The organism is Pollutibacter soli (assembly GCA_029269725.1).
Taxonomy (GTDB): Bacteria; Bacteroidota; Bacteroidia; order Chitinophagales; family Chitinophagaceae; genus Pollutibacter; species Pollutibacter soli.
Genome location: JARJHS010000003.1, coordinates 375,230 through 397,505, shown reverse-complemented (window position 1 = coordinate 397,505; position 22,276 = coordinate 375,230). Strand labels below are relative to the sequence as shown.

The window sequence follows — 22,276 nt, the reverse complement described above, 5'->3', positions numbered from 1 at the left end:
AAAGATGGTAACCGGAGGTGGAGAATGGGAGTCAAAGGCGAGTTGTCAGTTGCCCGTTGTCAGTTGTCAGAAACAGCCGGCCAGGCTATAAATAACGAGCGCTGGTTGAAATTTTCAAACTCCGGCATAATAACAGCCGGCTGTTCAAGCTAAGAACGATGAACTACTGGCCGTTAAAAAGCCACCATTCACCGGAAAACCATCTATAATATCATTCATTTTTTAAACATTTGTTGAAAAGCCTGGAATATGAAAAAAATCGGATTGTTACTACTGGTCATCTCCCTGATGGGAAGTTCATGTGTGTTTATCAATGGAAAAAGAAAAAGGGGAAACGGAAATATCGTTACAGTTGAAAGAAGTGTAGGCTCATTCAGAAATGTTCATGTGAGTGGGGCAATCGATGTTTATGTAACGCAAGGCGAACGTAAACCTGTAAAAATCGAAGGAGATGAAAACCTGCTCCAGTATATTGAGGTGATTGACGGTGAAGATGATGAATTAAAGATTCGCACCAAACGCGGAATTAATCTGCGTCCGACAAAAAAGATGAAAATATACGTTTCATCACCTGAATTCAAAAAATTGCGGGTTTCCGGCGCGTGCAATATTATTGGGGAGAACAAGATTTCTTCAAGTGATCAGCTGACGCTCAATGTCAGTGGTGCGGGAGATATTAAAATGGAAGCAGATGCGCCAAAAATTGAAGCGGGAATATCAGGAAGTGGAAATGTTGATCTGAAAGGGAATACACGGGACTTTGAACTGGATCTTTCAGGTGCCGGTAAAGCAAGATGCTTTGATCTTCTTTCTGAAAATGCTGATATTGAAATTTCCGGTGCGGGTTCTGCGGAAGTTTTTGCCAGCGTTAAAATTGATGCCCATGTAAGCGGCGCAGGAAACATCAGGTACAAAGGAAATGCTTCCATAGGGGAACAGAGAATCAGCGGCGCAGGTAGCGTGAAGAAAGTTGAATAAGTTGTTTTAAAAATAAAATGTGAGACTTAGTCTTGCGAAAAAGGGAGTGCCGGGAGTAAAATGAATTTCAGTTACAGGTTCCGGCTCTCCCTTTAATTTACTTTCAGTATCAAACTGCGTTTCTTTCCACTTTGAATTGAGGAGATTTTGTATCTGCAAACCGGCTTCCCATTCAGGCCTGGTATAATTAATCGCAGCATCGACAATAAAATATCCTTTTGCAATTGTTGAATAATCTTCGTTGGCGGGTCGATGGTGCATGTACCGATAACGCAAACTTCCATTCCAGTTCGATGTCTTTCTGTAAGTGAATCCTCCTGTGCTTGTAAATGTTGGTGCAAGTGGTAGGTAACTCTTTCCTTCCGGTGCTCCCAACGCCTTTGCCTTTGCAAGGTTAATGTCAACATCAACATAAAAGGAACGCATCAATTCATACCGCGCTGAAAAGTCGATACCATAACGTTGGGATTTACCACCTGCTTCCACAATTCCTTCATCTCCTACATAGATAAATTCCTGGTCAAGCCATAAATACCAGATGGCGGATTGAAAAATCAATTTGTCAAAAGGTTTTACAATTGCCCCAAGGTCTGCTCCCCATGCAGGAGGTACAACTTTTTTCCCGTTTTGTTGTACTGCAACCCTTGTATCGTTGCTATGAAATCCTTTTCCCGAATACAGGTATAATTCCAGTTTAGAATTAATGCGGTAATTAAAATTGAGCTTGGGTGAAACTATGACAGAAGATGTGCTCAGTTTTTTGTCAACGAGATAATCGTTATAATTATTTCTGAAATAGTCGGCGCGTAGTGAAGGAGTGATGTCGAAATTTTTATTGATCATCAGTTTTTGAATCCAGAAAATGCCTGCATTTAATTCATTCACTTTTCCGAGCATGATATTCCGGGTGTTTATTTTTCTGTCCATAGTACCTGAAAGTTCCAGGTTTTCCACCTTGTCGTAACGTATCTGCACTCCGGCATTCGTCTGCGATTCCAATTTGGCCATTTGGAAATTCTTTTCATACCGGCTCGTCAAACCTGTTATCCAACGATTTTCTTTTTGCCTGATCTGGTCACCATTGACACTGTCTACTTTGAAAAATGTAAAGTTGGAATAGAGTTCAAAATTGTACCGGGTCAAATAGCTGAGTGTATTTAAAGAAGATCCGTCTTTGAATTGATGATTCCATTCGAAAATACCATTGTACCTCGAAGTCCTTCCACCTTCGGTATCATCAATCGCTCCAAAAAAACCAATGGTACCATCAGTGATTTTTCTTTCTGGTATCTGGCCGGATGCGCTCCAGCTGCTTGAAAATCCAGTGAACATTGCCGTTATATAATTGCTGTTATTCACCAGGGTATGATATTTCAAAATACCATTAAACCGGTTGAAATCCTGTGGACTTTCAAAATAGCCCCGCGTATACATCGCCTCTCCTGCGAAATAAAGACTCTGTGTTTTATGCTCTGTTTGCTGATCGATGAGGTTCACAGCCGTTACTGCGCGGAAAGAGTTGTATTGCCCGCCTTCCACCTTCACAAAATTTTTTTTCAGAAAACGTCTTGTACTGAAATCAACAAATCCCGCGGTTGTAAAATTTCCTTTGTCGCCGAAGTAAGGGCCTTTATTGAACTGCACTTTTTCTATCAATTCCGGAATTACAAAATGAAGATCCGCATAGCCCTGCCCATGCGCATGGCTCACCATATTTACTGGTATTCCGTCAACATTGATCTGAATATCCGTGCCATGATCAAGGTCGAATCCACGCAGGAATAATTGCTCTGCCTTTCCGCCTCCGGCATGTTGGCCTATAAAAACTCCCGGTACAATTCTCAGTACTTCCTGCGTGTTATTTATCGGGCGGACATGAATATCAAGATCGCTGATCGTTTTGAAAATGCCTCCCTTATGTCCGGCTTTCACAGCAATTTCTGTCAGACTTGTCACTGCCGGAGATAAATAAACCGTAGCTGCATCATTGATAAATGAAAGATCTGCAAATTTTATTTTTTGTGTAGCGTAACCGATCCTGGATATTACAATAAAGCCATCACCCCTGGGCATTCCCGCCAACCTGATAAATCCATTCTCATTGGTGATTCTGAATATTCCGGCTTCTTTTGACTGTACAAGTACATCGGAAAGAGGAACCCTCGTTTTTTCTTCCGCAACAAAAAGCAAATGTTGATTCTGCTGCGAAAAGCTTGTACCGGAAATCAACAAGAACATTGGCAGAATGAAAAGTATTGCAGATCGTTTCGAGTCAGGCATCGTGATGAATGATGCGTTATTTTTCACCACTTGAAATGCTTTTTAAGAATGAGAGAAAAATTATTCAATCATTGAATATTGGCAACGGGTTTTGAGGTTGTCTGCGATTTAATTTTACCGGTTTGTGAATAGATTTGCTCCGCAAGCGAAATCAGTTCTCCCTTTTTTGAGTTCGTTCGCATTGCATTTTCTATATAAGGAACTGCTTTTTCAAACTCGCCAAGTTTTGCATATACCATCGCAACTGTCTCATTGACTTCAATATTCCCCGGACGACGATTGTATTCTACAAGTGCATATTTGAGTGCATTGCTATAGTCACCAATTCCAGCGCATGCATGTGCCATTTCCAGGTCTTCATTTTGTCCGGATGGTTTTGGTACAGCACCATTGCCTGCATAAACTTTCATTCTGTCAAAAATGCTCTGCCGGATGTATTCTGCGCTTTGGGTTTGGTCTGTAGCTTCATAAACTGCTGCGATACCTTCCATGCTGGAATGATCGGAAACAATCGAATCTGATTGTTTGAATAGTGATAGCGCCCGGACGAAGTTTTTTTCTTTCAATGCAAGCCGTGCGAGGCCATTAAGAGCCGGCGGAAACATGTTCCTGTTTTGTAAAGCAATCCTGTATGTAATTATTGCATTTGATGTATCGCCTGTTTCCTCGTACAGCTTTCCAAGCTGTGTTCTTGACCATTCTGTATTCTCATCACCCGGTCCACCTGCATCAACAGCCAGTTTCATTGCCTCTATAGCTCCGGTCAAATCGCCATGGATTTCCCTGAGATAAGCAACTCGCGAATAGGAGCGGATATCCGGACGAAGAGAAATCATTTTTTCTGCGGATTCTACAGCCGCTTCATAGTTTCCAAGCTCAAGCTCTGCATCTGTTATGATTCCATAGAGATAAGCATTGTATGGATATTTATTTTTTATTTCTTCGGCTACCAAAAGTGCAGAAGAAAACTGGTGCTGTGAAAGAAGAATGGTGGCTTTAAAAGTCAATGCTTCAAACTGATCAGGTTTCATTCCCAGTACCTGGTCGATGCCCGTCATTGCAGCAGCATTGTAGTAGTCGTAATTTCCTGTAATCCTCGCTTCATTGATGTAAAGAGATATCAATCCCAGAATTGATTTTATTTCATCGGGATCGTTTGACAACCTTCTTTTGTAAACCGCATCATTTTTTTTAACTGCTGCCCATTCCGTAGTGTACGTTATTGATGATTTCCGCTCCAGGAGTTTGTAGTCCGTTATTGATTTAATTTCTGTTTGCTGCTCTTTGCAACTGAAAAAGCAAATCATAGAAACAAACAATGCGCCTCTGTAAATCCTGGTTTTATTGTAAAGCTTTGGCATAACGATGAATATTAAAAGGTGAAGAAAAAAACAGACCGGCGGTACAGGTCCGGTCTGTTTATGTGTTATTCTTTTACGAGTTGAATAGTTTGTTTTGTTACACCATCTTTCGATGCAACTACCATATAAGTTCCTTTTGCAAGATTTCCTGTATTTACGTTCACGGTATAAACTCCGGGTTCATGTTTCTTATCGAGAACGGTGTTAACCAGTTTCCCCTGTATGTCGTAAATGGCTAACCGAATCTGCGCCTGTTCATCAACGCTGTATTTAATTGTACTTTGCGTATTGATCGGATTTGGATAAGCGGAGATATTCATTTCCGGAGCAGCGAGTCCAACTGTTGAAGTTGCCTGGCGTTCAACAGGAATTTCGCCAAGATCTTCCAATGAACGGTTGCTGCTTTTCTGTGAGTCATTATCACAGTCGCAGTTATGTGTGCCAGGCCATGGACTTGGTACATAAGGGAAATTACGTTTCATTGGCGCATCATTTTTTACAATGCCCGCATCATAACTCAGTACATCCAAAAGGTCCTGTGTGACGGGACTTCCACCAAAATTGTAATCATCATACCAGTACCCGATGGCGGCGAGGACAATACCACTTACAGCCTGGAGTTCGATGCGTACAACATCGTCTTCAAGCCTTCTTCCATTCGGGAAACCATCCATGTTTGGAATAAACTGGAGCGTTTTTGAACTATTATATCTCGGATCAGTAAGACCGATAACTGCAGCCTGCACAAGACCAAGACTGCTGAACTTTGGATCGTCACGTCTGGTCGGGGGCACTGCCATATTCAATCGCAACATGTCACCACCATTCGGCAGGAAGTTGTTGATGAAAGGCTTTCCTGGTTTTTTTACATGCTCTTTTTTAATAGCCAGCTGATATGGCGGAAGATTGGGTACGCCTGTATTAAAAATGGGCCAGATGTCAAATGATCGCGGCGAGCCGGGGGCTGGCAGCAGCAATTTTCCAAACAATGCAGGATCCAATGCAGTTCCTTTTACTTCTGCATCATTTCTGTATGGGTATAGTCCGTCAGCACCATTGGTAAAATCAATTACTGTCAATGATTTTTTCTGAATTCTGAGTTTGCTCAATGCAGGCACGGCACCGCCAAACAGATCATCATCCATATACAATGCCAGCTCTGGATTGTAAAAGAAATTTCCAAACTCTTTTAATTTTGCCAAATCTTCATAAGGAGTAAGAGAGTTCCAGTAGTCTTTCATTCCAACCGGAATGATCGCTTCATTTGTGAGCGGCATGCCCAGTCTTGAAACCTGTACCCATGGGCCCGAGCTTAGCTCCTTTCCTCCACCAAATACTTTTATTCTTTTACGACTTGCTGAGGCCCATACTCCGATCACATAATCAGGATCAAGGATATTTTTTGCCTCACGAACTGATTTGTGATTTTTTTGTAATGCTGAAATATCAATCTGCATCGCAATTGTAGACACGTTCAAACAGGCAAGTCCATCCCTGTTTTTTGTACCCGTTGTTCTGGGCGCATCACCCAGATCAAAGATCCCGCCCAGGTCAACAAAAAATGGATCATCCGCAGTTCCGCAAAAAACTTTTTCACCAGTTGATGTTGTGGTGATTGCAGACCTGATAAGCGATTCATAATTCGGAGCTTTTAAACCAGCTGCACCACTGATTGAACGCGGACCAATATTGGGCGGAGGTACTACACCATTTCTTGTGATGATCGTGAATGTCTTTCCTCCATCTGTACTCTTTTCGAGTTGAAATGTTGTTTTCAGATTCTGTTTTCCAAGCCGGATGTTGAAAAACGTTGTTGGATCTTCATTCTGCTTTTTGAAAGTGAACCGGTATGTGATATCGTCCCCGGGTGTTTTTACATCGTTGTCGATATGGATTTCATAGAGGATATTTTCTCCGAATGAGTAATAATTTGGTCCGCCTTGTGGAAGCTGACCGGGAACATAATTGGCAATGATCGTTATCTTGTTCGGATCATCCGGACTTCGGAAAGCGTAGAGATCTGTGTTGTCTGCCAATGGGTCATTGGCTATCAGCGGAGCTTCCCTGTGGCTTGACGCGAACGCGCCAAAGGGAACCATGTTGAAAAGCATGGCCATAAGCATTATGAAGGCATAAATTTTCCTTCTCATAAAGTCTGTTTTATAAGTGAACAAAATGGTAACTGCAATTAAAATTTGACCGGCGATAACACCGTCAGCAATGATTAGAGCTTTTGAAAGGCAGATTCTGATGTGGGGTAGGATCTGACGAAGCTTCGTCAGTATTATGAGAATAAAATCGATTTTAACGCGTCAATCTCAGATACGAAAACAATATTCATCGGGATTTATTTTCCGGAAATATTCTTCCCGGTGCCGGATTATCGCAAAGATTAATCTGAATCAAAGACTCCCGATTTCGGTGACTCGGTCTCATCGGTTCTTGTCTATCTTTGCCGGTCTATGAACCGGACAGAGAGGATTATTCTGACAATACTGGCATGTATCAACTTCACACATATACTGGACTTCATGATCATGATGCCATTGGGGAATTACCTGATGCCTCATTTTTCGATCGGTACCAGTTTTTTCAGTTTAATAGTAGCGGCATATCCGATTACAGCCTGTGTGTCAGGAATAGTTGCTGCATTTTATGTTGACAGATACGACAGAAAGCGGATTTTACTTTTTGCATATGCCGGATTTTTGCTGGGCACTTTGTGTTGCGGTATTGCACCGGACGAATGGTTTCTTGTAGTCGCTAGGGTAGTGACAGGTGTGTTTGGCGGTCTGATCGGGGCACAGGTACTGTCGATTATTGCAGATATCTTCCCTTATGAGAAAAGGGGACGGGCAATGAGTTCGATCTTTATGGCATTCGCTGCCGCTTCCGTGTTCGGAGTGCCTTTTAGTTTATACCTCGCCAATAAAATTTCCTGGCATGCTCCCTTCATCTTTATTGCGCTGGTAGGAACAGTAATTCTTCCGATGATCAATAAATTTCTTCCACCTGTACGGTCGCATATTCATGCAACTGTTCAGCGACTTTCAATCATGCAGGTACTGAGGCAGATATTTGGTGACCCTGCGCAAAGAATGGCATTGATACTTGCAGGGACATTGATGTTCGGGCATTTTCTTCTTATTCCCTTCCTCAATCCTTTCCTGGAGTTCAACAAGGGATTTACAAAAACGCAAACGCCATTGGTGTACATGGTAGGTGGAGTTGCAAGTATGATTGCTTCTTCATTTATTGGCAGACTTGCTGACCATTACGGAAAGTTCAGGGTATTTCTCATTTCTGTAATTTGTTCATTGATTCCCATTTTTATCATCACCAATTTACCTGATTACCATATGTGGGTCGTGCTGGCTATTTTTGGTTTCTGGTTTGCCGCGTCAACGAGCAGAAATATTCCGGTACAGGCCATGATCAGCACAGTTGTGCAGCCTGAACACCGGGGAAGATTTATGAGTTTTAACTCGTCGTTCCAGCAACTGTTTACAGGGCTTGCATCGCTGGTTTCCGGAGGGATTGTATACACTTCTGCTAACGGGGAAATTGTAAATTACAACCTTGTGGGCTACTTCAGTGTACTTGTGGTGTCAAGTACAATTTATCTTGGGTACCTGCTGGCTAAAAGGCAGAAATTGAAATGATGTTCCAGGTGCTGTTGATTAGGTAGAGTTGGCGGCATTCATCGTTTCTGACGAACCCTGGGTAGAAAAATAAAATCCGGAAGCTAATCATCACTCTCCATATTTTTAAAGAAAGGAACATTCATTTTTACAACATAGTCAATGGGTCTGTTGTGCTCAATAGCAGGATACCATCCGGGGACAGAAAGAATAACCCGTAACACTTCATCAGATAACAATTTGTCAGGACTGGAGAGGATGTGAAGATCTTTTACTTCGCCTGTTTTTGTGACGGTGAATTCGATTTGTACAACACCTTCAATTTTTTTCTTTAAAGCTTCGGCGGGGTAGAGCAAACTATCAACAATATATTTTTGAATACCGCCATAACGACCCTTAATCGACGGTTCAGTTTCCAATCCGCACTGAATACCCGAGGCTTTTCCGGTACTGTCAAAGCATTCGAGAGAAGTTATTTTTCCACCCTGGTATTTTTCTTTCGTAGATGGATTTCCATTTTCGTGATACCAGGTCCAGTCGCCCGCAGCCTGGTTATTCTGAAAAGTACCGACATATTTTGGATTTCCATTTTCAAACCAACTGTATGAAGGACCGGTCTTGTATCCCCTCGAAAAAAACACGGAATCTTTCAATTTACCACTTGCATACCAGCTTCTCCAGCAACCTTCCTGCACATTGTTTTGCATCGTGCCCAGCACCTGCACTGCACCGGAAGGATAATAGTAGGTGTATAAACCGTTTTTCGTTTGAAGGGATTTGTCTTTGTATCCTCCTTTTACAATCAGTACTCCTGCATTGTTGTAAATGAGCGCTTCCCAGCCGTAGGCTGTCTGGTAGGCTTTGCCATTATATACTCCTGAAGTTCTTCCTACGGATTGTAATGATCCATTGAAATACCGTGTAAGCGTATCCGTTTGTGCAGAAATTGCTCCAGATAAAATCAAGGTGGAAAAGAGTAAAAGATATTTCATTCGTTCATCTGATTTCTGTGACATACAATCTTGGATAAAAAGATTTACAAGTTATGCCGGATCATTGTTAAAGCTCAGTTAACAACCCGGTATACAGGGTATTTCATATAATCTGGTTCCATGTATTTTGATTTCTCATAAATAAAATTGAGCTGAGCCGAACCGCTTTTTGCAAAAGAGGAATCTGATTTTCTTTTTTCTTCCAGTGCTGTCTGCAGCTCCGGATGCTCTGAAAGATAAACAGCGGCGGTCTCTTCGAAAACATAAGGACTGTAACCTTCTTTTTGTCCGAGAATGCCATCAAAGAAATTCCACGCAAAATAGGAATCATCGCTTTGTGGCTCTAACACTTCTGCGAGGAACCTTGCTGCTGGCTGATTCATCGGAACATACCAGTCGCCTTTTCGGAAAGTGACAACAGAATTGGTTTTTGTCACTTCAACGGCGCTGTTGAGGTGATGCATTTCCCAGGGCTGTGGTGATGATTTATAAGAAGTGATCCGATAGGTTTCCACATTAAGTGTTGTGTCCGAAGTGAAACGACGCATTTCAACTTTGTTGATCCTGAGCAAGTCGGTTACTCTCCACCAACCTTGCGGGATGATATATGCTTTTGGTCTGTTCAATTCGAGTTGCGCAACGTATGTATCATAAAATCTGATCTCTTTGGTAAACGGTTTCGAACGATCATAATACAATCTCTGAGCCCCGGAAATAACGCTCGGCTTTCTTCCGGCTTCAAATCCTTTAAAAGTGATTGTAGAAAACTGTGAGCGATCAGATTTCCATCGGAAAGAAAAAGTTGGCTGATTGAGTACTTCTGCCCTTGCCGCTTTTCTGATCGCTTTAATCGAATCTGCAGAAGAAGTTGTAAATGAAATCATCGATTCCATAAATGCATATGTTGCATCTACTCGTTGAGTATAAGGCTTAAGCATATGAGTTTCTGTGATAAAGGAGAAACACTGCCACAGTGCACCATATCCGCTGCTGTAACGAGGGCCATCATAAAATTGGGGCCAGCCTGATTCAGGAGTGTCGACAAAGGCATTTACATATGGAACGAGGTCTAGTTTTTTCTCACGCATCAAACTGTATAACGCAGGTTCCATCTGCTGTTTCAGATATCTGCCTGCCGCTCCGCCGAGTTTGTTATGTTGAGTTGTCAGCAGCGTGATCACATGCTGGTAGTCGGCACCGTTACTCACATGATTATCGATCATGATATCGGGATCGAGCCAGTGGAAAATTTCAGCAAATGACCTCGCTTCCTTACTATCATTTTTTATGAAGTCGCGATTGAGATCCAGGTTTTGCGAGTTGCCGCGCGAACCAAATTCTTCCGGACCGTTCTGATCAACGCGATAGTTCGGACTGCGGTTCAGGCATCCACCAATATTGTAAACCGGTATCACTGCAAGAACGACATTGTTTGGGAGACTGCGTTTATTTGTAATCAGATCCCGGAGCATCATCATACTGGCATCGATTCCATCGGGCTCGCCAGGATGAATTCCGTTAATTATAAAAAGAATAATCTTTCCTTGTGCACGCCATTGCGCAGGATCAAATTTTCCGTCGTTCGAATATAAAGCCAGATGCAATGGAACACCTGCATCGGAAGGTCCCATCGTTTTCAAAAGGAGTTTTGATGAAAGTTTATCCAGTTGCTGGTAAAAGGAAATGATCTCGTAATACGTCGCCGTTTTTGTACGACCTGATTTTTCGTAAACTGTTTGAGGTTGTGCGTAAACGTTAATAAAGAGAGAAAGAGAAACAAAAAGAGAAACAGTGAATGGAATCAAAAGTCGGCGCATGCGGATGTATGTTTGCGCCGCTAATATACTCAGATAAGGTCAGTTCCCGAGCTTAAAAGTAATGGGTTGCCGGTAGTAACTCCTCACGGGAAGATTGTGCTGGCGGGCCGGTGTCCACTGAGGAGAAGTCAGTATGATCTGAAGGGCAAAATCTTCAAGGTAAATTCCTTTAGGGTCTTCCACTTTTGCATCTTCCACCTTCCCATCAACACCAACGATAAATGAAACATATACTGTTCCCGGGCGACCTTCCTGTTTTAACTGTTTCCGGTATGCACTAACTTTTTTTGTAATGTACTTCCGCCAGCCATCCATCCCATTTGGAAATTGTGCCAGTTTTTCATCCACACAATCATCGTTTACGATATTTCCCTCTTCATCAAAACAACGCATACTCACTACGGAATCCGTTGCATACAATTGTTCAGCAGCAATTTTTCCGGATTTAAAATAAAACTTCCATTGACCTGTTTTTGCTGAGTTGACCAATTGGCCCTCACTTCTTTTCGCTCCATTGGTATGCCAGCTGATCTGGTTGCCATTTCCATTTTTGTTATAGAAAGCAGAATCCCGGAGAGTTCCATCATTATAAAATCCTTTACGAATGCCGACGATATTTCCGTTTTCATATACAACAGAATCGTTGATTCTTCCGTTGTTGTGCCAGTATTTCCAGGCGCCGTTTTTGTTGTTGTTTACATAGTTTCCACTGATAAGTTTATTTCCTTTCGAATCAAACACTTCATAAACTCCAGTAGCATTTGTCATTGTGCTATCGCTAAAAAAAGACCTGATCATTAATTTTCTGTTCTCGAAATAATAATCGTTGACGGACCAGTTACCGTCAGGAGTTTTAGTCTTCACCATCCTTGTTTTGTAGCGGGCCCCTGTTTCTTCAGCCTGTTGGTATTGGCTGTTGAGAAACCTGATCGTGGTATCATTCTGAGCAACAGATTGCTGCAATGTGAACAGCAGCACACATGAGATAATCCTTCCCCTCATAGTTGGTGTTTTAAAGCTGAGAAAACCTTTGTTTATAACGCATTAAACCGGGGTTTCTTATAGCAGTATTGTTACCGAAAACACCTGGAGTTTGAGGGTGACGGAATAAATTGACATTTATCAATATAAAATGCGCATTGATCTTCCGGATTCTTTATTCTTCCGACGGTTCGTAGGTGATGGGTTGCTTCCGGTAGGCTTTTACTAATAGATTGTGCTGTATTGCCGGGTTCCAGCGCGGTGAATCTTTAATAATTTTAACTGCTATTTCTTCCAACACCCCACCTTTAGGATTTTCAATTTTAGGATCAATTATTTCTCCGCTGATCCCCACAACAAAGGTGACTATCACTGTTCCCCCAGCGTTGTTTTTAAGCAACTTATTTTCGTTTGCTAAGATTTTGTTCACCAGGTATTTCATCCAGCCTTCCGGGCCTTTTGAAAAGCTGGCTTCTTTTTCTGCAATGCATTCCTTTTGTGAAACCTGGCCATTTTCCTCAAAGCAACGAACTGCGATAATACTGTCAGCAATATATGTTTCCTCGGTTACGAGCGTTCCAGTATTTCTATAAAATTTCCATAGACCGACTTTATCATCGTTGCTCATTTCACCTTCGCCTGACTTAATTCCATTTTTAAACCATTCCGTTCTTTGGCCTTTACCACCTATGCTGTAAACTGCAGAGTCTGCTATTTTTCCATCATCATACCACCCGATACTTATACCGGTTATATTGCCTTTCTCATCATAAACTGTACTGTCTTTCAGGGTTCCATTTTCATGGTACGACTTCCATTGACTTGCGCGGTTGTTTTTATGATAGAAACCTTTTACGCGTGTTTTGCCACTGCGATGAAAGACTTCGAAAGGGCCGGTCTTCTCTTTAAATGTGCTATCAGAATAGTAGGTCAACATCATCAGCTTACCATTGTCGCGATAATGATCTCGGACTGACCAACCGTTATCTAATCTTGAAACAATGCAGATGGCTTTATAAACACCTTTTTCTTCGCTGGTGGGCTCGAATTTGTAATCCAGGGCCCTGAAAACGGTATCTGACTGAGCAAGAGATGCAGACGCAAACCAGGTGAAAGTTAAGGCAGCTAATAAATTTTTCATGGTGTTTTTCAGAAATTGGAAGTCAAAATACAAATGAATCGGAAATGATAAAACATCCAGTGAATAAAAAAACCGCTCAGATATTCTGAGCGGTTCAATACATTTAAAAGCTATAATTATTTAGCCAGTGCCTGTACTTTTTTGGTCAGCGCGCTTTTCAGGTTAGCTGCTTTGTTCTTGTGGATCACACCTTTCTTAGCCAGTTTATCGATCTGGCTGATCACTGTTGGAATTGATTCGGCTGCATCTTTGGCTGTCGTCAAAGCTCTCAGATCGCGAACAGCATTTCTGGTGGTTTTACCCTGGTACCTGTTTCTCTCCCTGCGTTTTGCTGCCTGGCGAACATCTTTTTTGGTAGCCTTATGATTTGCCATATTATCTTGCTTTACTCATTTTTAGGACGGCAAAGGTAAGCCGGTTGCATGTAAATACCAAATCTCAAACAGATAAATTCCAGCTCTCTTTTCCGCCCAAAAATCAACAAAATTCAGAGTCGAAAAAAGCGGAGACCCAATGTTAACGCCAATGTAATGATCCGACTCTCAATTTCCGTTTAAACCACGATATTTGTAATCCTTTGAACGAGAAAAATCAACTTGCCCGAGCGATGAAGGACTTTTCCTATATAACCAATTCCCATCCAGCTTACATAGAACAACTTTATCAGGATTTTCAGCATAATCCGGAGAGTGTGGATCCGGAATTCAGAAAATTTTTTGAAGGTTTTGACTTTGCGCGCACCGGCGCCAAAGCAGGGCTTAACGGTACTCCTGTTGCCGTTGCTGAGCCAGGCGCAACAACCTCAGAAACAGTGGATTGGCGTAAAGAGCTGGGCGCATATCGCCTTATCCTGGGTTATCGGAACCGCGGTCACCTGATCGCTAAAACCAACCCGATCCGACCGAGGAAGGATCGCGGAGCCAATCTGACCCTGGACTTTTACGGTCTTTCAGAGGCAGATATGGACAAAAACTTCTATGCGGGCAACCTGATTGGATTGGGTCAGACTACGCTTAGAAAAATACTAGATCAGCTTATACGGAGTTATGCCTCTCATGTAGGCATCGAGTTTAAGTATATCAGCGACCAGGAGAAAGTGGATTTCCTTTCGAACGAAATGGAAAAAAACTTTACGACTGCCCTTCCCCTGGAAAAAAAGAAAAGAATCCTGGAGAAACTGAACCAGGGAGTGATGTTCGAGAAGTTTCTGCATACAAAGTATATCGGTCAGAAGAGATTTTCTCTTGAAGGCGGCGAAACAGCCATTGCTGCTTTGGATGCCATTTTAACTGAAGCTGCTGATTTTGATGTTCAGGAAGTGGTAATCGGTATGGCCCATCGCGGTCGTTTAAATATCCTGGCAAATATCATGGGCAAAACCTATGAACAGATCTTCAGTGAGTTTGAAGGAAATATTATACCTGACCAGACCATGGGAAGCGGGGATGTGAAATACCATATGGGTTTCGGCTCTGAAGTGGAGACTGCGCATGGTAAAACACTCCATCTGAAACTGATGCCAAACCCTTCCCATCTTGAAGCAGTTGATCCGGTGGTATTGGGTTTTTCAAGAGCGAAGGCCGATGTATTATATAAGAGTGATTACGATAAAATTCTACCGATCCTGATCCATGGTGATGCTTCTCTTGCCGGCCAGGGAGTTGTTTACGAGATCGTGCAGATGAGTAAACTGGATGGTTATTATACCGGGGGAACAATTCATTTTGTAATCAACAACCAGATTGGTTTTACAACAGATTTTGAAGAAGCGCGCAGCTCGGATTACTGTACATCTCTCGCATCAATGATCCAGGCTCCTGTAATGCATGTGAATGGTGACGATCCCGAGGCTGTGGTGAAATGCGTTGAAATCGCAACAAGATATCGCCAGAAATTTAATTCTGATGTGTTCATCGATATGGTTTGTTATCGTCGCCATGGTCATAATGAAGGTGATGATCCGAAGTTTACTCAGCCCCATCTTTACGAATTGATCGAAAAGCACCAGAATCCAAGGGAAGTGTATTCCAATTTCCTGATGGAGAATGGAGAGCCTGATGCGAAAGAGCTGGCCAAACAGATGGAGAAGAAATTCTGGGATGACTTACAGGAAAGGTTAGACGAAATCAAACAGAACCCTCTTCCGTATCATTACCAGCAACCTGAGTTGTCGTGGAAAAGCCTGCGCCATGCTACTGTTGCGGATTTTGAATCATCTCCTTCTACTGCAATATCAAACGAGGAATTTGATACGCTGTTTAAAAGCCTGATGGAGTGGCCTTCAGATTTTAAGCCACTACGAAAAGTGGAAAAGCTGTTGCAGGATAAAGTAAAACTGTTCACAGAAGAAAAGAAAATTGATTGGGCCACTGCAGAACTCCTGGCTTACGGAAGTCTTATGCTTCAGGGCAAAGATGTACGCATGAGCGGCCAGGATGTAAAGAGAGGGACATTCTCACATAGGCACGCAGTGTTGCGCGATGAAAATACTGATGTAGCATACAATCGCCTGAGTCGATTACCGGGCACACAGGGAAGATTTTTTATCTATAATTCTTTGCTCAGCGAGTACGGTGTACTCGGTTTTGAGTATGGATACGGACTGGCAAGTCCTGATTCACTGGTGTTGTGGGAGGCGCAGTTTGGTGATTTTACCAATGGTGCGCAGACGATGATCGATCAGTTTATATCCAGCGCGGAACAGAAATGGAACCGTATGAATGGATTGGTAATGTTATTACCACATGGTTACGAAGGCCAGGGGCCTGAACACAGCAGTGCGAGAATGGAACGTTTCCTTCAACAATGCGCTGAACTGAATATGGTTGCAGTCAACATCACGACAGCATCGAATTTGTTCCACGCGTTGAGAAGGCAGTTGACATGGCCGTTCCGTAAACCCCTGATTGTATTCTCTCCGAAGGCAAATCTTCGTCATCCCGGTTCATATTCTACGGCAGATGAATTTGTGTCCGGAAATTTTAAAGAAATTATTGATGATCCTGCTACTCCGGATTCATCTGCAGTAACAAAAGTGTTACTCTGTAGCGGAAAATTGTACTTTGAATTACAGGATTACAGGAAGAAGAATAATATTACCAATGTAGCATTGCTTCGTCTTGAACAGCTTTATCCCTTGCCAACAAAGCAATTGCTTGAACAATATAAAAAGTACAGCAAGGCAACCTGGTTCTGGGTTCAGGAGGAACCCTTGAATATGGGCGCTGCCACTTTCCTCCAGATGAATCTGAAAGATGATATTAACTTTGGAGTGATCAGCAGGCAACCCAGTGCATCTACCGCTACGGGTTACAGTAAGGTTCATGCGCAGGAACAGGCAGAGATAATTGAAACAGCATTCACTATATAAATAAACTCTATGACGTTTAACGTTCAACGTTAAACGTTCAACGTTAAACGTTAAACGATGATTGATATAAAGGTCCCAACGGTCGGTGAATCTATAAGTGAAGTTTCCCTGGTAAAATGGCTGAAAAAGGATGGCGATTGGGTGGAAAGAGATGAAGTTCTTGCTGAACTGGAAAGTGAAAAAGCAACTTTCGAGATCAATGCCGAACAGGCGGGTATTTTGAAAACCGTGGCGAAGGAAGGGGATACGTTGAAAATAGGTGATATCGCCTGCCAGATTGATGATAAGGCGGCAAAACCGGAATCAGCGGTCAAGCCAGTTGCTGTTGAAGCTCCGAAAAAAGAAGCGGTCGCTGTTGCCTCTACTGCTGATACCAAAAAACCTGAACCGGCTGTTGCTACAGCTGTAGCAGACATGAAAGCCAGTCCTGTAGCTGCTGCAATAATTGCTGATAAAAAAGTGGATGTCAAAAATATAACGCCTTCGGGTACGGGTGGCCGTATTCTGAAGAGTGATGTGCTGGATGCTTTATCCAATCCGGGTCGCAAACCTGGTGTTGCGGCGTTCAGTCGCGATGAACAGCGCAACAAGATGAGCAATCTTCGTAAGACGGTATCAAGAAGGCTGGTAGAGGCGAAGAATACAACTGCTATGCTTACCACTTTTAATGAAGTGGACATGAGCAGGATCATGGAAATCCGTACAAAGTTTAAAGATAAGTTCAAAGAGAGCCATGGCGTTGGTCTAGGTTTCATGAGCTTCTTTACAAAAGCATGTTCATATGCGTTGCTGGAATGGCCGGCGGTAAATGCTTATATCGATGGTGATGAAATAATCAATCATAATTACTGCGATATCTCTATCGCAGTTTCTGCGCCGAAAGGCCTTGTTGTTCCTGTTATCAGGAATGCTGAAAGCCTGAGCATGGCTGAGATTGAAAAGAAGGTGATAGAACTTGCGACTAAAGCAAGAGATAATAAACTCAGCATGGAAGAAATGCAGGGAGGCACATTCACCATCACCAATGGTGGTGTATTCGGTTCGCTTATGAGTACACCCATTATCAATATCCCTCAATCTGCAATACTCGGTATGCATAAGATCGAAGAGAGGGCAGTTGTTGTCAACGGACAGATCGTAATTCGTCCGATGATGTACGTGGCGTTGAGTTATGATCACAGAATTATCGACGGTCGTGAAAGTGTGAGCTTCCTGGTAAGAGTAAAAGAGTTACTGGAGAATCCGGAATTGTTATTATTCGGAAAAGATCCGGTGAAGACTTTGCTTGAATTGTAAAAGAGTGTACTATTAAATAATCCGAAACAAAAGCTGATTAGAAATAATCGGCTTTTTTATTTTTTGTCGATAATAAACAGAATATTTAACCGCAAGGCGTTAGCAGGTTTTCAATTTAATGCCTATATTATCAGTGCGGATAATATTAATTTGAGTTCTTCAATCTTTTGCCATGCGGAAAATAGTGTATTACGTAGCTACATCCATTGATGGTTTCATCAGCGGTCCCAATGACAGCATCGAAGGATTTATCCTGGAAGGAAAAGGAGTCGAAAAGTATTTTGATGACCTCAATGATTTCGACACTGTGATCATGGGTAGGCACACCTATGAATTTGGATACAAATTTGGTTTGAAACCCGGACAGCCAGCATATAAAGGAATGAAGCATTATATATTTTCCAATCAGTTGGAATTTGAAGAAAGAAGCGATTCTGTCGAGATTGTAAAAAGGGATATTTCTTTTGTAAGAAAACTCAAAGAAGAAGAAGGTGCCGATATATATTTGTGTGGTGGCGGACAGTTTGCAGGTTGGCTGCTGGAGAATGAGTTGATCGATATCGTAAAAATCAAACTGAATCCTTTGATTTTAAATAAAGGCGTCCCGTTATTCGGTGATGCAAATAAATCCTATGCACTGGAACTGATTGAATCCAACTTGTATGACCAGGGATTACAGATCATCACTTACAGAATAAAGTATTAAAAGAAAACCAGCCTTTATCTTTGTCTAAATTTCTTCAATGATCAATGGCCGCTTCTTTTCCTATCTGAATACGGCAGAACAGATCATCAATAGTTATAACGGGACTTCTCCTTTTTCTGAATTCATAAAATCATTTTTCAGATCGAATAAAAAAGCCGGTTCGAAAGATCGGAAATGGATCGCTTCTCTTTGCTATGCATATTTCCGCATAGGCAGGGCAGCGTTGCAAATTTCCGTACGCGAGCAGGTTGTCACAGGTTTTTATCTATGTTCAACGGAAAAAAATGAATTTCTCGAAGCAGTAGAACCTGAATGGAACGCAACGGTGGCGTCATCTGTAAATACTAAATTGAGTATCATTCGTCAGCGGATTCCTGGCTTTAGTCTGGAAAACATATTTCCATTTCCGGATCATATTTCCAGCGGAATAGATCATAAAGCATTTGTACTTGCACTACTTCGGCAGCCTGATATTTTCATCCGAATCCGGCCTGGTCATGTAAATTCTGTACACAGGAAATTGAAAAGGGCTGATATCAATTTTACCGCGTTGGATGAATATGCGATAAAAATTCCCACGGGAACTGACCTGGAAAAAATCATGGATCTGCAGAGCGAATTGGTCATCCAGGATTACAGCTCTCAAAAGACCGCTGATTATTTTCCAAAGCCAGAAGAGTTTAATGGACCCGTTCGCATCTGGGATTGTTGCGCCGCGAGTGGTGGAAAATCCATACTCGCCAATGATCAGTACAAAAATGTTCAGCTAACGGTTTCGGACAACCGTGAATCTGTTTTGAAAAACCTTGAGGTCAGATTTGAAGATGCTGGCATTGAGAATTATCTCTCCTATATTGTCGATCTGTCAAAGCTCGTTCCCGATGGTGTGCGGGCATCGGAAATTCCAAAAGACTATTTTGACCTGATAATTACTGATGTACCCTGCTCTGGATCTGGTACCTGGGCGCGTACGCCCGAACGTATGCGTTTTATTAAAGAAGACGACCTGCAACAATATTCATCACTGCAGTTCAGCATCGTGTCTAACACTATACCTTATCTGAAAAGGAATGGTTTCCTGCTCTACATTACCTGCTCCGTTTATAAAGAGGAAAATGAAGAAGTCGTTGAAAGACTTGTTCACCAGCATCAATTAAAAATGATAAAGTCTGGTATTATTTCTGGAACTGCTTTTGGTGCAGACACCCTGTTTGCAGCATTGCTTACTTCATAATTCTGACAATGCCATTCTGATCTCCGTCCTGATACCTGAGGAAGTATACACCGTGAGGCAAACTATTCAGCTGTTTCAGTTCGATAAACATGATTTCACCGGCGATTGCGGTTTTGTTGATCACAGAAAGTTTTTTGCCGGTAGCATCGAATAATTCAAAATGAGTTGTGCCACTTTGTGTTGGTTTAAACAACACGGTAAATTGACCAGTGAATGGCACCGGGAATACTTTTATCTGTGCATTATTGAGAATGGCTGCCTGGTTGCGTCTGTTCTTTTCAATAGTCAAAGCTTCATAAGCTTTCTTAAAATCAGGAATTCCATAACCAATACGATCATCGGGATTGTTATACTGGCTTGCACTTTTTTTGACAGCATCAATGATCTCCATATTACTGAACTCAGGAAATGCCTGCCATAAACAAGTGATTAATCCTGCAACGTTGGGATTGGAAAAAGAAGTCCCGTTTCCCTGGGAGATCGTTCCCTGTGTTGTCACAAAAAATGTATTCCAGCCCACTGATGCGATGTCGGGTTTTACACGACCATCTGATGCCGGACCATAACCGGAAAATCCAGCTACTTGTCCCGAAGCGTTTACTGCGCCAACAGCAACAACACTGTCGCCATCCGCTGGTGCAGATAAATATTTCCATGGGGAAGCGCCTTCATTCCCTGCACTGTTGGTGACAATAATTCCTTTTTTCGCTGCAAAATCTGCGGCACGGGTGATTAACGTGGTATTGCCGTCCAGATCCTGGTATGTATGATTGTATTCTGCTTTGTCGAACTGAGTATAACCTAAAGAAGATGTGATGAGATCTGCACCAATACTATCGGCACGCTCCGCAGCAGCGGCCCAGTTCTGTTCTTCAACAGGATATTCTGATGCTGCATCTTCTGTTCGGAATAAATAATATTTTGCTGCAGGAGCGGTTCCTACCATCTGTCCGGGCAGGTTTGCAGCGAGAATTGAAAAGCAATACATGCCATGCGCATTATCCTCATTCACGCTTACTTCATTCTTTACAAAATCCCAGGTACCTGCGATCTGGTTATTTTTTCTTACACTATCGAATGCACGATTGGTAAGATATCCCTGGTAGCCTGCATCCAGCATTACAATGATCATATTTTCACCCCTGTAGCCAAGTTCATGGAGGTATTCACCATTATGAATATGAACCTGGCTGAATGAAGTTCCATAGTCCAGTGAATTGGCGGTTACGCGTTGCTGTTTCCTGGGGAAAGCACGAATCTCATCCTCAATATAAAGCGGCTCTTCAAATTTTGATCTGGCCGAAAATTTTCTCGCGATAGCATTTGCGTTGCTGACGAAGGGAAAATTGTTGATTTTTTGTAAAGCCGTTGCATCACTGGTCTCGATCAGCACAAGATTGAGCCATTTAGATGTATTTAGAATTTTTACGTTTCCTGATGCAAGAATGCTATCAGTATATCTTTTTGAGACCGGCAGATCTGTACTATCGATGGCAATTCCAAATTTGGTGCGACGATCAATAGCTTTTTGAGAAAGAAACGCTGAAGGATTACTGATCTGAAATTGGTTACTCTGTTTGTCTTTTAAGGAAACTATATACCGTTGTTGCGCATGTGAAAATATAGCAGCAAAAACGAAAAGTATGGTGGTGGATAGTTTCATATAAGATACCAGAAAACGAGTCGACTATTCATAGCTAAGCATGGTCAAAGTAATGCCATAACTATTAGGTTCATAATAACCAGCAACAGATGTAATATTCGGTGGTTGCCAGGCTTCGTGCAAGAAATTACGATAAATCAATCCGATTCCTTTTCCATACACTTCACTCGCCTGGTTGATCTCATAATAGAAACTTTTGTTGTTTGGATCGCCCAGAATTTCGTCGCGTTGAATTACGGTAATACTTGAATCCACCGTCATTGATGGAAGCGTAAACGGCATTCCTACATTGAAATAATAATATTCCCAATTATCCAGATACTGCAAATCCGGGTTGGAGTAGGTGTTGATATAACTGTTTCCTTTCCATACAAAATCTTCACGGATGGGTTCCTGCAATTTTATGAAACGTTGGTTATTATCGATGTACTCCATCGATTTGCTAAGGGGTGTTACAATAAAAGTTGCATTATCACCCCAAACCAAAGTGTCATCATTGCTACGGATCATACGGCGGATACGATAAGAAGGATTTCCAACATTATCTGTTACTTCCGCTTCAACAATATCCCTGACAACATAACTATGAACTTCTTTCACCGTATTGAGACTGACATAAACGGTGGAATCCATTTTATATGTGATTGTTTTGCCCACTTGCATCGGGAGATAATCGGCAATCGGATCAGTCTGAATAGTCTCGGTTTCTTTCGAACATGACTGAAAAACCAATGTGCAAACCAGTATTGCGGCTAACGCGAAGGAAATTCTTTTCAGCATAAATAAGGTAGCACAGTTATGCGCACGTGGACAATT

16 protein-coding genes are annotated in these 22,276 nt (G+C 42.1%); 6 read left to right on the top strand and 10 right to left on the bottom strand.

Going from position 1 to position 22,276, the window contains the following annotated elements:
* Positions 1 to 249 precede the first annotated feature (249 nt).
* Positions 250 to 978 (top strand): head GIN domain-containing protein, encoded by a 729-nt coding sequence (locus tag P2W82_RS10060; protein ID WP_336515746.1) that lies wholly within the window; start codon positions 250 to 252, stop codon positions 976 to 978.
* A gap of 6 nt (positions 979 to 984) precedes the next feature.
* Here P2W82_RS10060 and P2W82_RS10055 read toward each other — a convergent pair whose 3' ends face one another.
* The 3 genes from P2W82_RS10055 to P2W82_RS10045 form a co-directional block, all read right to left on the bottom strand.
* On the bottom strand, positions 985 to 3,285 hold the full coding sequence (locus tag P2W82_RS10055) for a TonB-dependent receptor (protein WP_336515745.1): 2,301 nt from the start codon (positions 3,283 to 3,285) through the stop codon (positions 985 to 987).
* Between the two features lie 41 nt (positions 3,286 to 3,326).
* A complete protein-coding gene (locus tag P2W82_RS10050; RefSeq protein ID WP_336515744.1) occupies positions 3,327 to 4,619 on the bottom strand; it encodes a tetratricopeptide repeat protein in 1,293 nt (430 codons plus the stop codon).
* Between the two features lie 65 nt (positions 4,620 to 4,684).
* Positions 4,685 to 6,769 carry a DUF4331 family protein gene (locus P2W82_RS10045; RefSeq protein WP_336515743.1) on the bottom strand — a complete coding sequence of 695 codons (2,085 nt, stop codon included), beginning with the start codon at positions 6,767 to 6,769 and terminating at the stop codon, positions 4,685 to 4,687.
* 312 nt (positions 6,770 to 7,081) lie between these two features.
* On the opposite strand from P2W82_RS10045, the gene P2W82_RS10040 reads away from it, so the two are divergent.
* Positions 7,082 to 8,281: an MFS transporter gene (locus P2W82_RS10040; protein ID WP_336515742.1), complete on the top strand. Its 1,200-nt coding sequence runs from the start codon at positions 7,082 to 7,084 to the stop codon at positions 8,279 to 8,281.
* Positions 8,282 to 8,364: 83 nt separating this feature from the next.
* On the opposite strand, the gene P2W82_RS10035 is transcribed toward P2W82_RS10040, so the two are convergent.
* The 5 genes from P2W82_RS10035 to rpsT form a co-directional block, all read right to left on the bottom strand.
* The gene (locus P2W82_RS10035) at positions 8,365 to 9,276 is read right to left on the bottom strand and encodes a TonB family protein (RefSeq protein WP_336515741.1); all 912 of its coding nucleotides are present in this window, start codon (positions 9,274 to 9,276) and stop codon (positions 8,365 to 8,367) included.
* Between the two features lie 50 nt (positions 9,277 to 9,326).
* Complete coding sequence (locus tag P2W82_RS10030) at positions 9,327 to 11,069, bottom strand: M14 family metallopeptidase (RefSeq protein ID WP_336515740.1); 1,743 nt, start codon at positions 11,067 to 11,069, stop codon at positions 9,327 to 9,329.
* A gap of 39 nt (positions 11,070 to 11,108) precedes the next feature.
* Positions 11,109 to 12,071, bottom strand: coding sequence for a TonB family protein (locus P2W82_RS10025; RefSeq protein WP_336515739.1), 963 nt, complete (start codon positions 12,069 to 12,071; stop codon positions 11,109 to 11,111).
* Positions 12,072 to 12,225: 154 nt separating this feature from the next.
* Entirely contained in the window at positions 12,226 to 13,191 is a 966-nt protein-coding gene (locus P2W82_RS10020; protein WP_336515738.1) for an energy transducer TonB, read from the bottom strand.
* A gap of 116 nt (positions 13,192 to 13,307) precedes the next feature.
* Positions 13,308 to 13,565 carry a 30S ribosomal protein S20 gene (rpsT, locus tag P2W82_RS10015; protein WP_336515737.1) on the bottom strand — a complete coding sequence of 86 codons (258 nt, stop codon included), beginning with the start codon at positions 13,563 to 13,565 and terminating at the stop codon, positions 13,308 to 13,310.
* A gap of 233 nt (positions 13,566 to 13,798) precedes the next feature.
* Here rpsT and P2W82_RS10010 point away from each other — a divergent pair, with 233 nt between their 5' ends.
* The 4 genes from P2W82_RS10010 (at position 13,799) to P2W82_RS09995 (ending at position 19,797) form a co-directional block, all read left to right on the top strand.
* A complete protein-coding gene (locus tag P2W82_RS10010) occupies positions 13,799 to 16,561 on the top strand; it encodes a 2-oxoglutarate dehydrogenase E1 component (protein ID WP_336515736.1) in 2,763 nt (920 codons plus the stop codon).
* Between the two features lie 57 nt (positions 16,562 to 16,618).
* Positions 16,619 to 17,857: a 2-oxoglutarate dehydrogenase complex dihydrolipoyllysine-residue succinyltransferase gene (gene odhB / locus P2W82_RS10005; RefSeq protein ID WP_336515735.1), complete on the top strand. Its 1,239-nt coding sequence runs from the start codon at positions 16,619 to 16,621 to the stop codon at positions 17,855 to 17,857.
* Between the two features lie 172 nt (positions 17,858 to 18,029).
* Entirely contained in the window at positions 18,030 to 18,563 is a 534-nt protein-coding gene (locus P2W82_RS10000) for a dihydrofolate reductase family protein (RefSeq protein WP_336515734.1), read from the top strand.
* A 37-nt stretch (positions 18,564 to 18,600) separates the two neighbouring features.
* Complete coding sequence (locus P2W82_RS09995; RefSeq protein WP_336515733.1) at positions 18,601 to 19,797, top strand: RsmB/NOP family class I SAM-dependent RNA methyltransferase; 1,197 nt, start codon at positions 18,601 to 18,603, stop codon at positions 19,795 to 19,797.
* Here P2W82_RS09995 and P2W82_RS09990 read toward each other — a convergent pair.
* Together P2W82_RS09990 and P2W82_RS09985 are read right to left on the bottom strand one after the other, a co-directional pair.
* Positions 19,787 to 21,460: a S8 family serine peptidase gene (locus tag P2W82_RS09990; protein ID WP_336515732.1), complete on the bottom strand. Its 1,674-nt coding sequence runs from the start codon at positions 21,458 to 21,460 to the stop codon at positions 19,787 to 19,789. The genes P2W82_RS09995 and P2W82_RS09990 overlap by 11 nt on opposite strands.
* 24 nt (positions 21,461 to 21,484) lie before the next feature.
* Positions 21,485 to 22,240, bottom strand: a complete 756-nt coding sequence (locus tag P2W82_RS09985) for a hypothetical protein (protein WP_336515731.1) — start codon at positions 22,238 to 22,240, stop codon at positions 21,485 to 21,487.
* Between the last annotated feature and the right edge of the window lie 36 nt (positions 22,241 to 22,276).

Excerpts from the sequence above, each read along its gene's own strand:
- P2W82_RS10060 (WP_336515746.1), top strand. The coding sequence starts at position 250 with ATGAAAAAAATCGGATTGTTACTACTGGTCATCTCCCTGATGGGAAGT.
- P2W82_RS10050 (WP_336515744.1), bottom strand. The coding sequence starts at position 4,619 with ATGCCAAAGCTTTACAATAAAACCAGGATTTACAGAGGCGCATTGTTT.
- P2W82_RS10045 (WP_336515743.1), bottom strand. The coding sequence starts at position 6,769 with ATGAGAAGGAAAATTTATGCCTTCATAATGCTTATGGCCATGCTTTTC.
- P2W82_RS10040 (WP_336515742.1), top strand. The coding sequence starts at position 7,082 with ATGAACCGGACAGAGAGGATTATTCTGACAATACTGGCATGTATCAAC.
- P2W82_RS10035 (WP_336515741.1), bottom strand. The coding sequence starts at position 9,276 with ATGTCACAGAAATCAGATGAACGAATGAAATATCTTTTACTCTTTTCC.
- P2W82_RS10030 (WP_336515740.1), bottom strand. The coding sequence starts at position 11,069 with ATGCGCCGACTTTTGATTCCATTCACTGTTTCTCTTTTTGTTTCTCTT.
- P2W82_RS10025 (WP_336515739.1), bottom strand. The coding sequence starts at position 12,071 with ATGAGGGGAAGGATTATCTCATGTGTGCTGCTGTTCACATTGCAGCAA.
- P2W82_RS10020 (WP_336515738.1), bottom strand. The coding sequence starts at position 13,191 with ATGAAAAATTTATTAGCTGCCTTAACTTTCACCTGGTTTGCGTCTGCA.
- rpsT (WP_336515737.1), bottom strand. The coding sequence starts at position 13,565 with ATGGCAAATCATAAGGCTACCAAAAAAGATGTTCGCCAGGCAGCAAAA.
- P2W82_RS10010 (WP_336515736.1), top strand. The coding sequence starts at position 13,799 with ATGAAGGACTTTTCCTATATAACCAATTCCCATCCAGCTTACATAGAA.
- odhB (WP_336515735.1), top strand. The coding sequence starts at position 16,619 with ATGATTGATATAAAGGTCCCAACGGTCGGTGAATCTATAAGTGAAGTT.
- P2W82_RS10000 (WP_336515734.1), top strand. The coding sequence starts at position 18,030 with ATGCGGAAAATAGTGTATTACGTAGCTACATCCATTGATGGTTTCATC.
- P2W82_RS09995 (WP_336515733.1), top strand. The coding sequence starts at position 18,601 with ATGATCAATGGCCGCTTCTTTTCCTATCTGAATACGGCAGAACAGATC.
- P2W82_RS09990 (WP_336515732.1), bottom strand. The coding sequence starts at position 21,460 with ATGAAACTATCCACCACCATACTTTTCGTTTTTGCTGCTATATTTTCA.
- P2W82_RS09985 (WP_336515731.1), bottom strand. The coding sequence starts at position 22,240 with ATGCTGAAAAGAATTTCCTTCGCGTTAGCCGCAATACTGGTTTGCACA.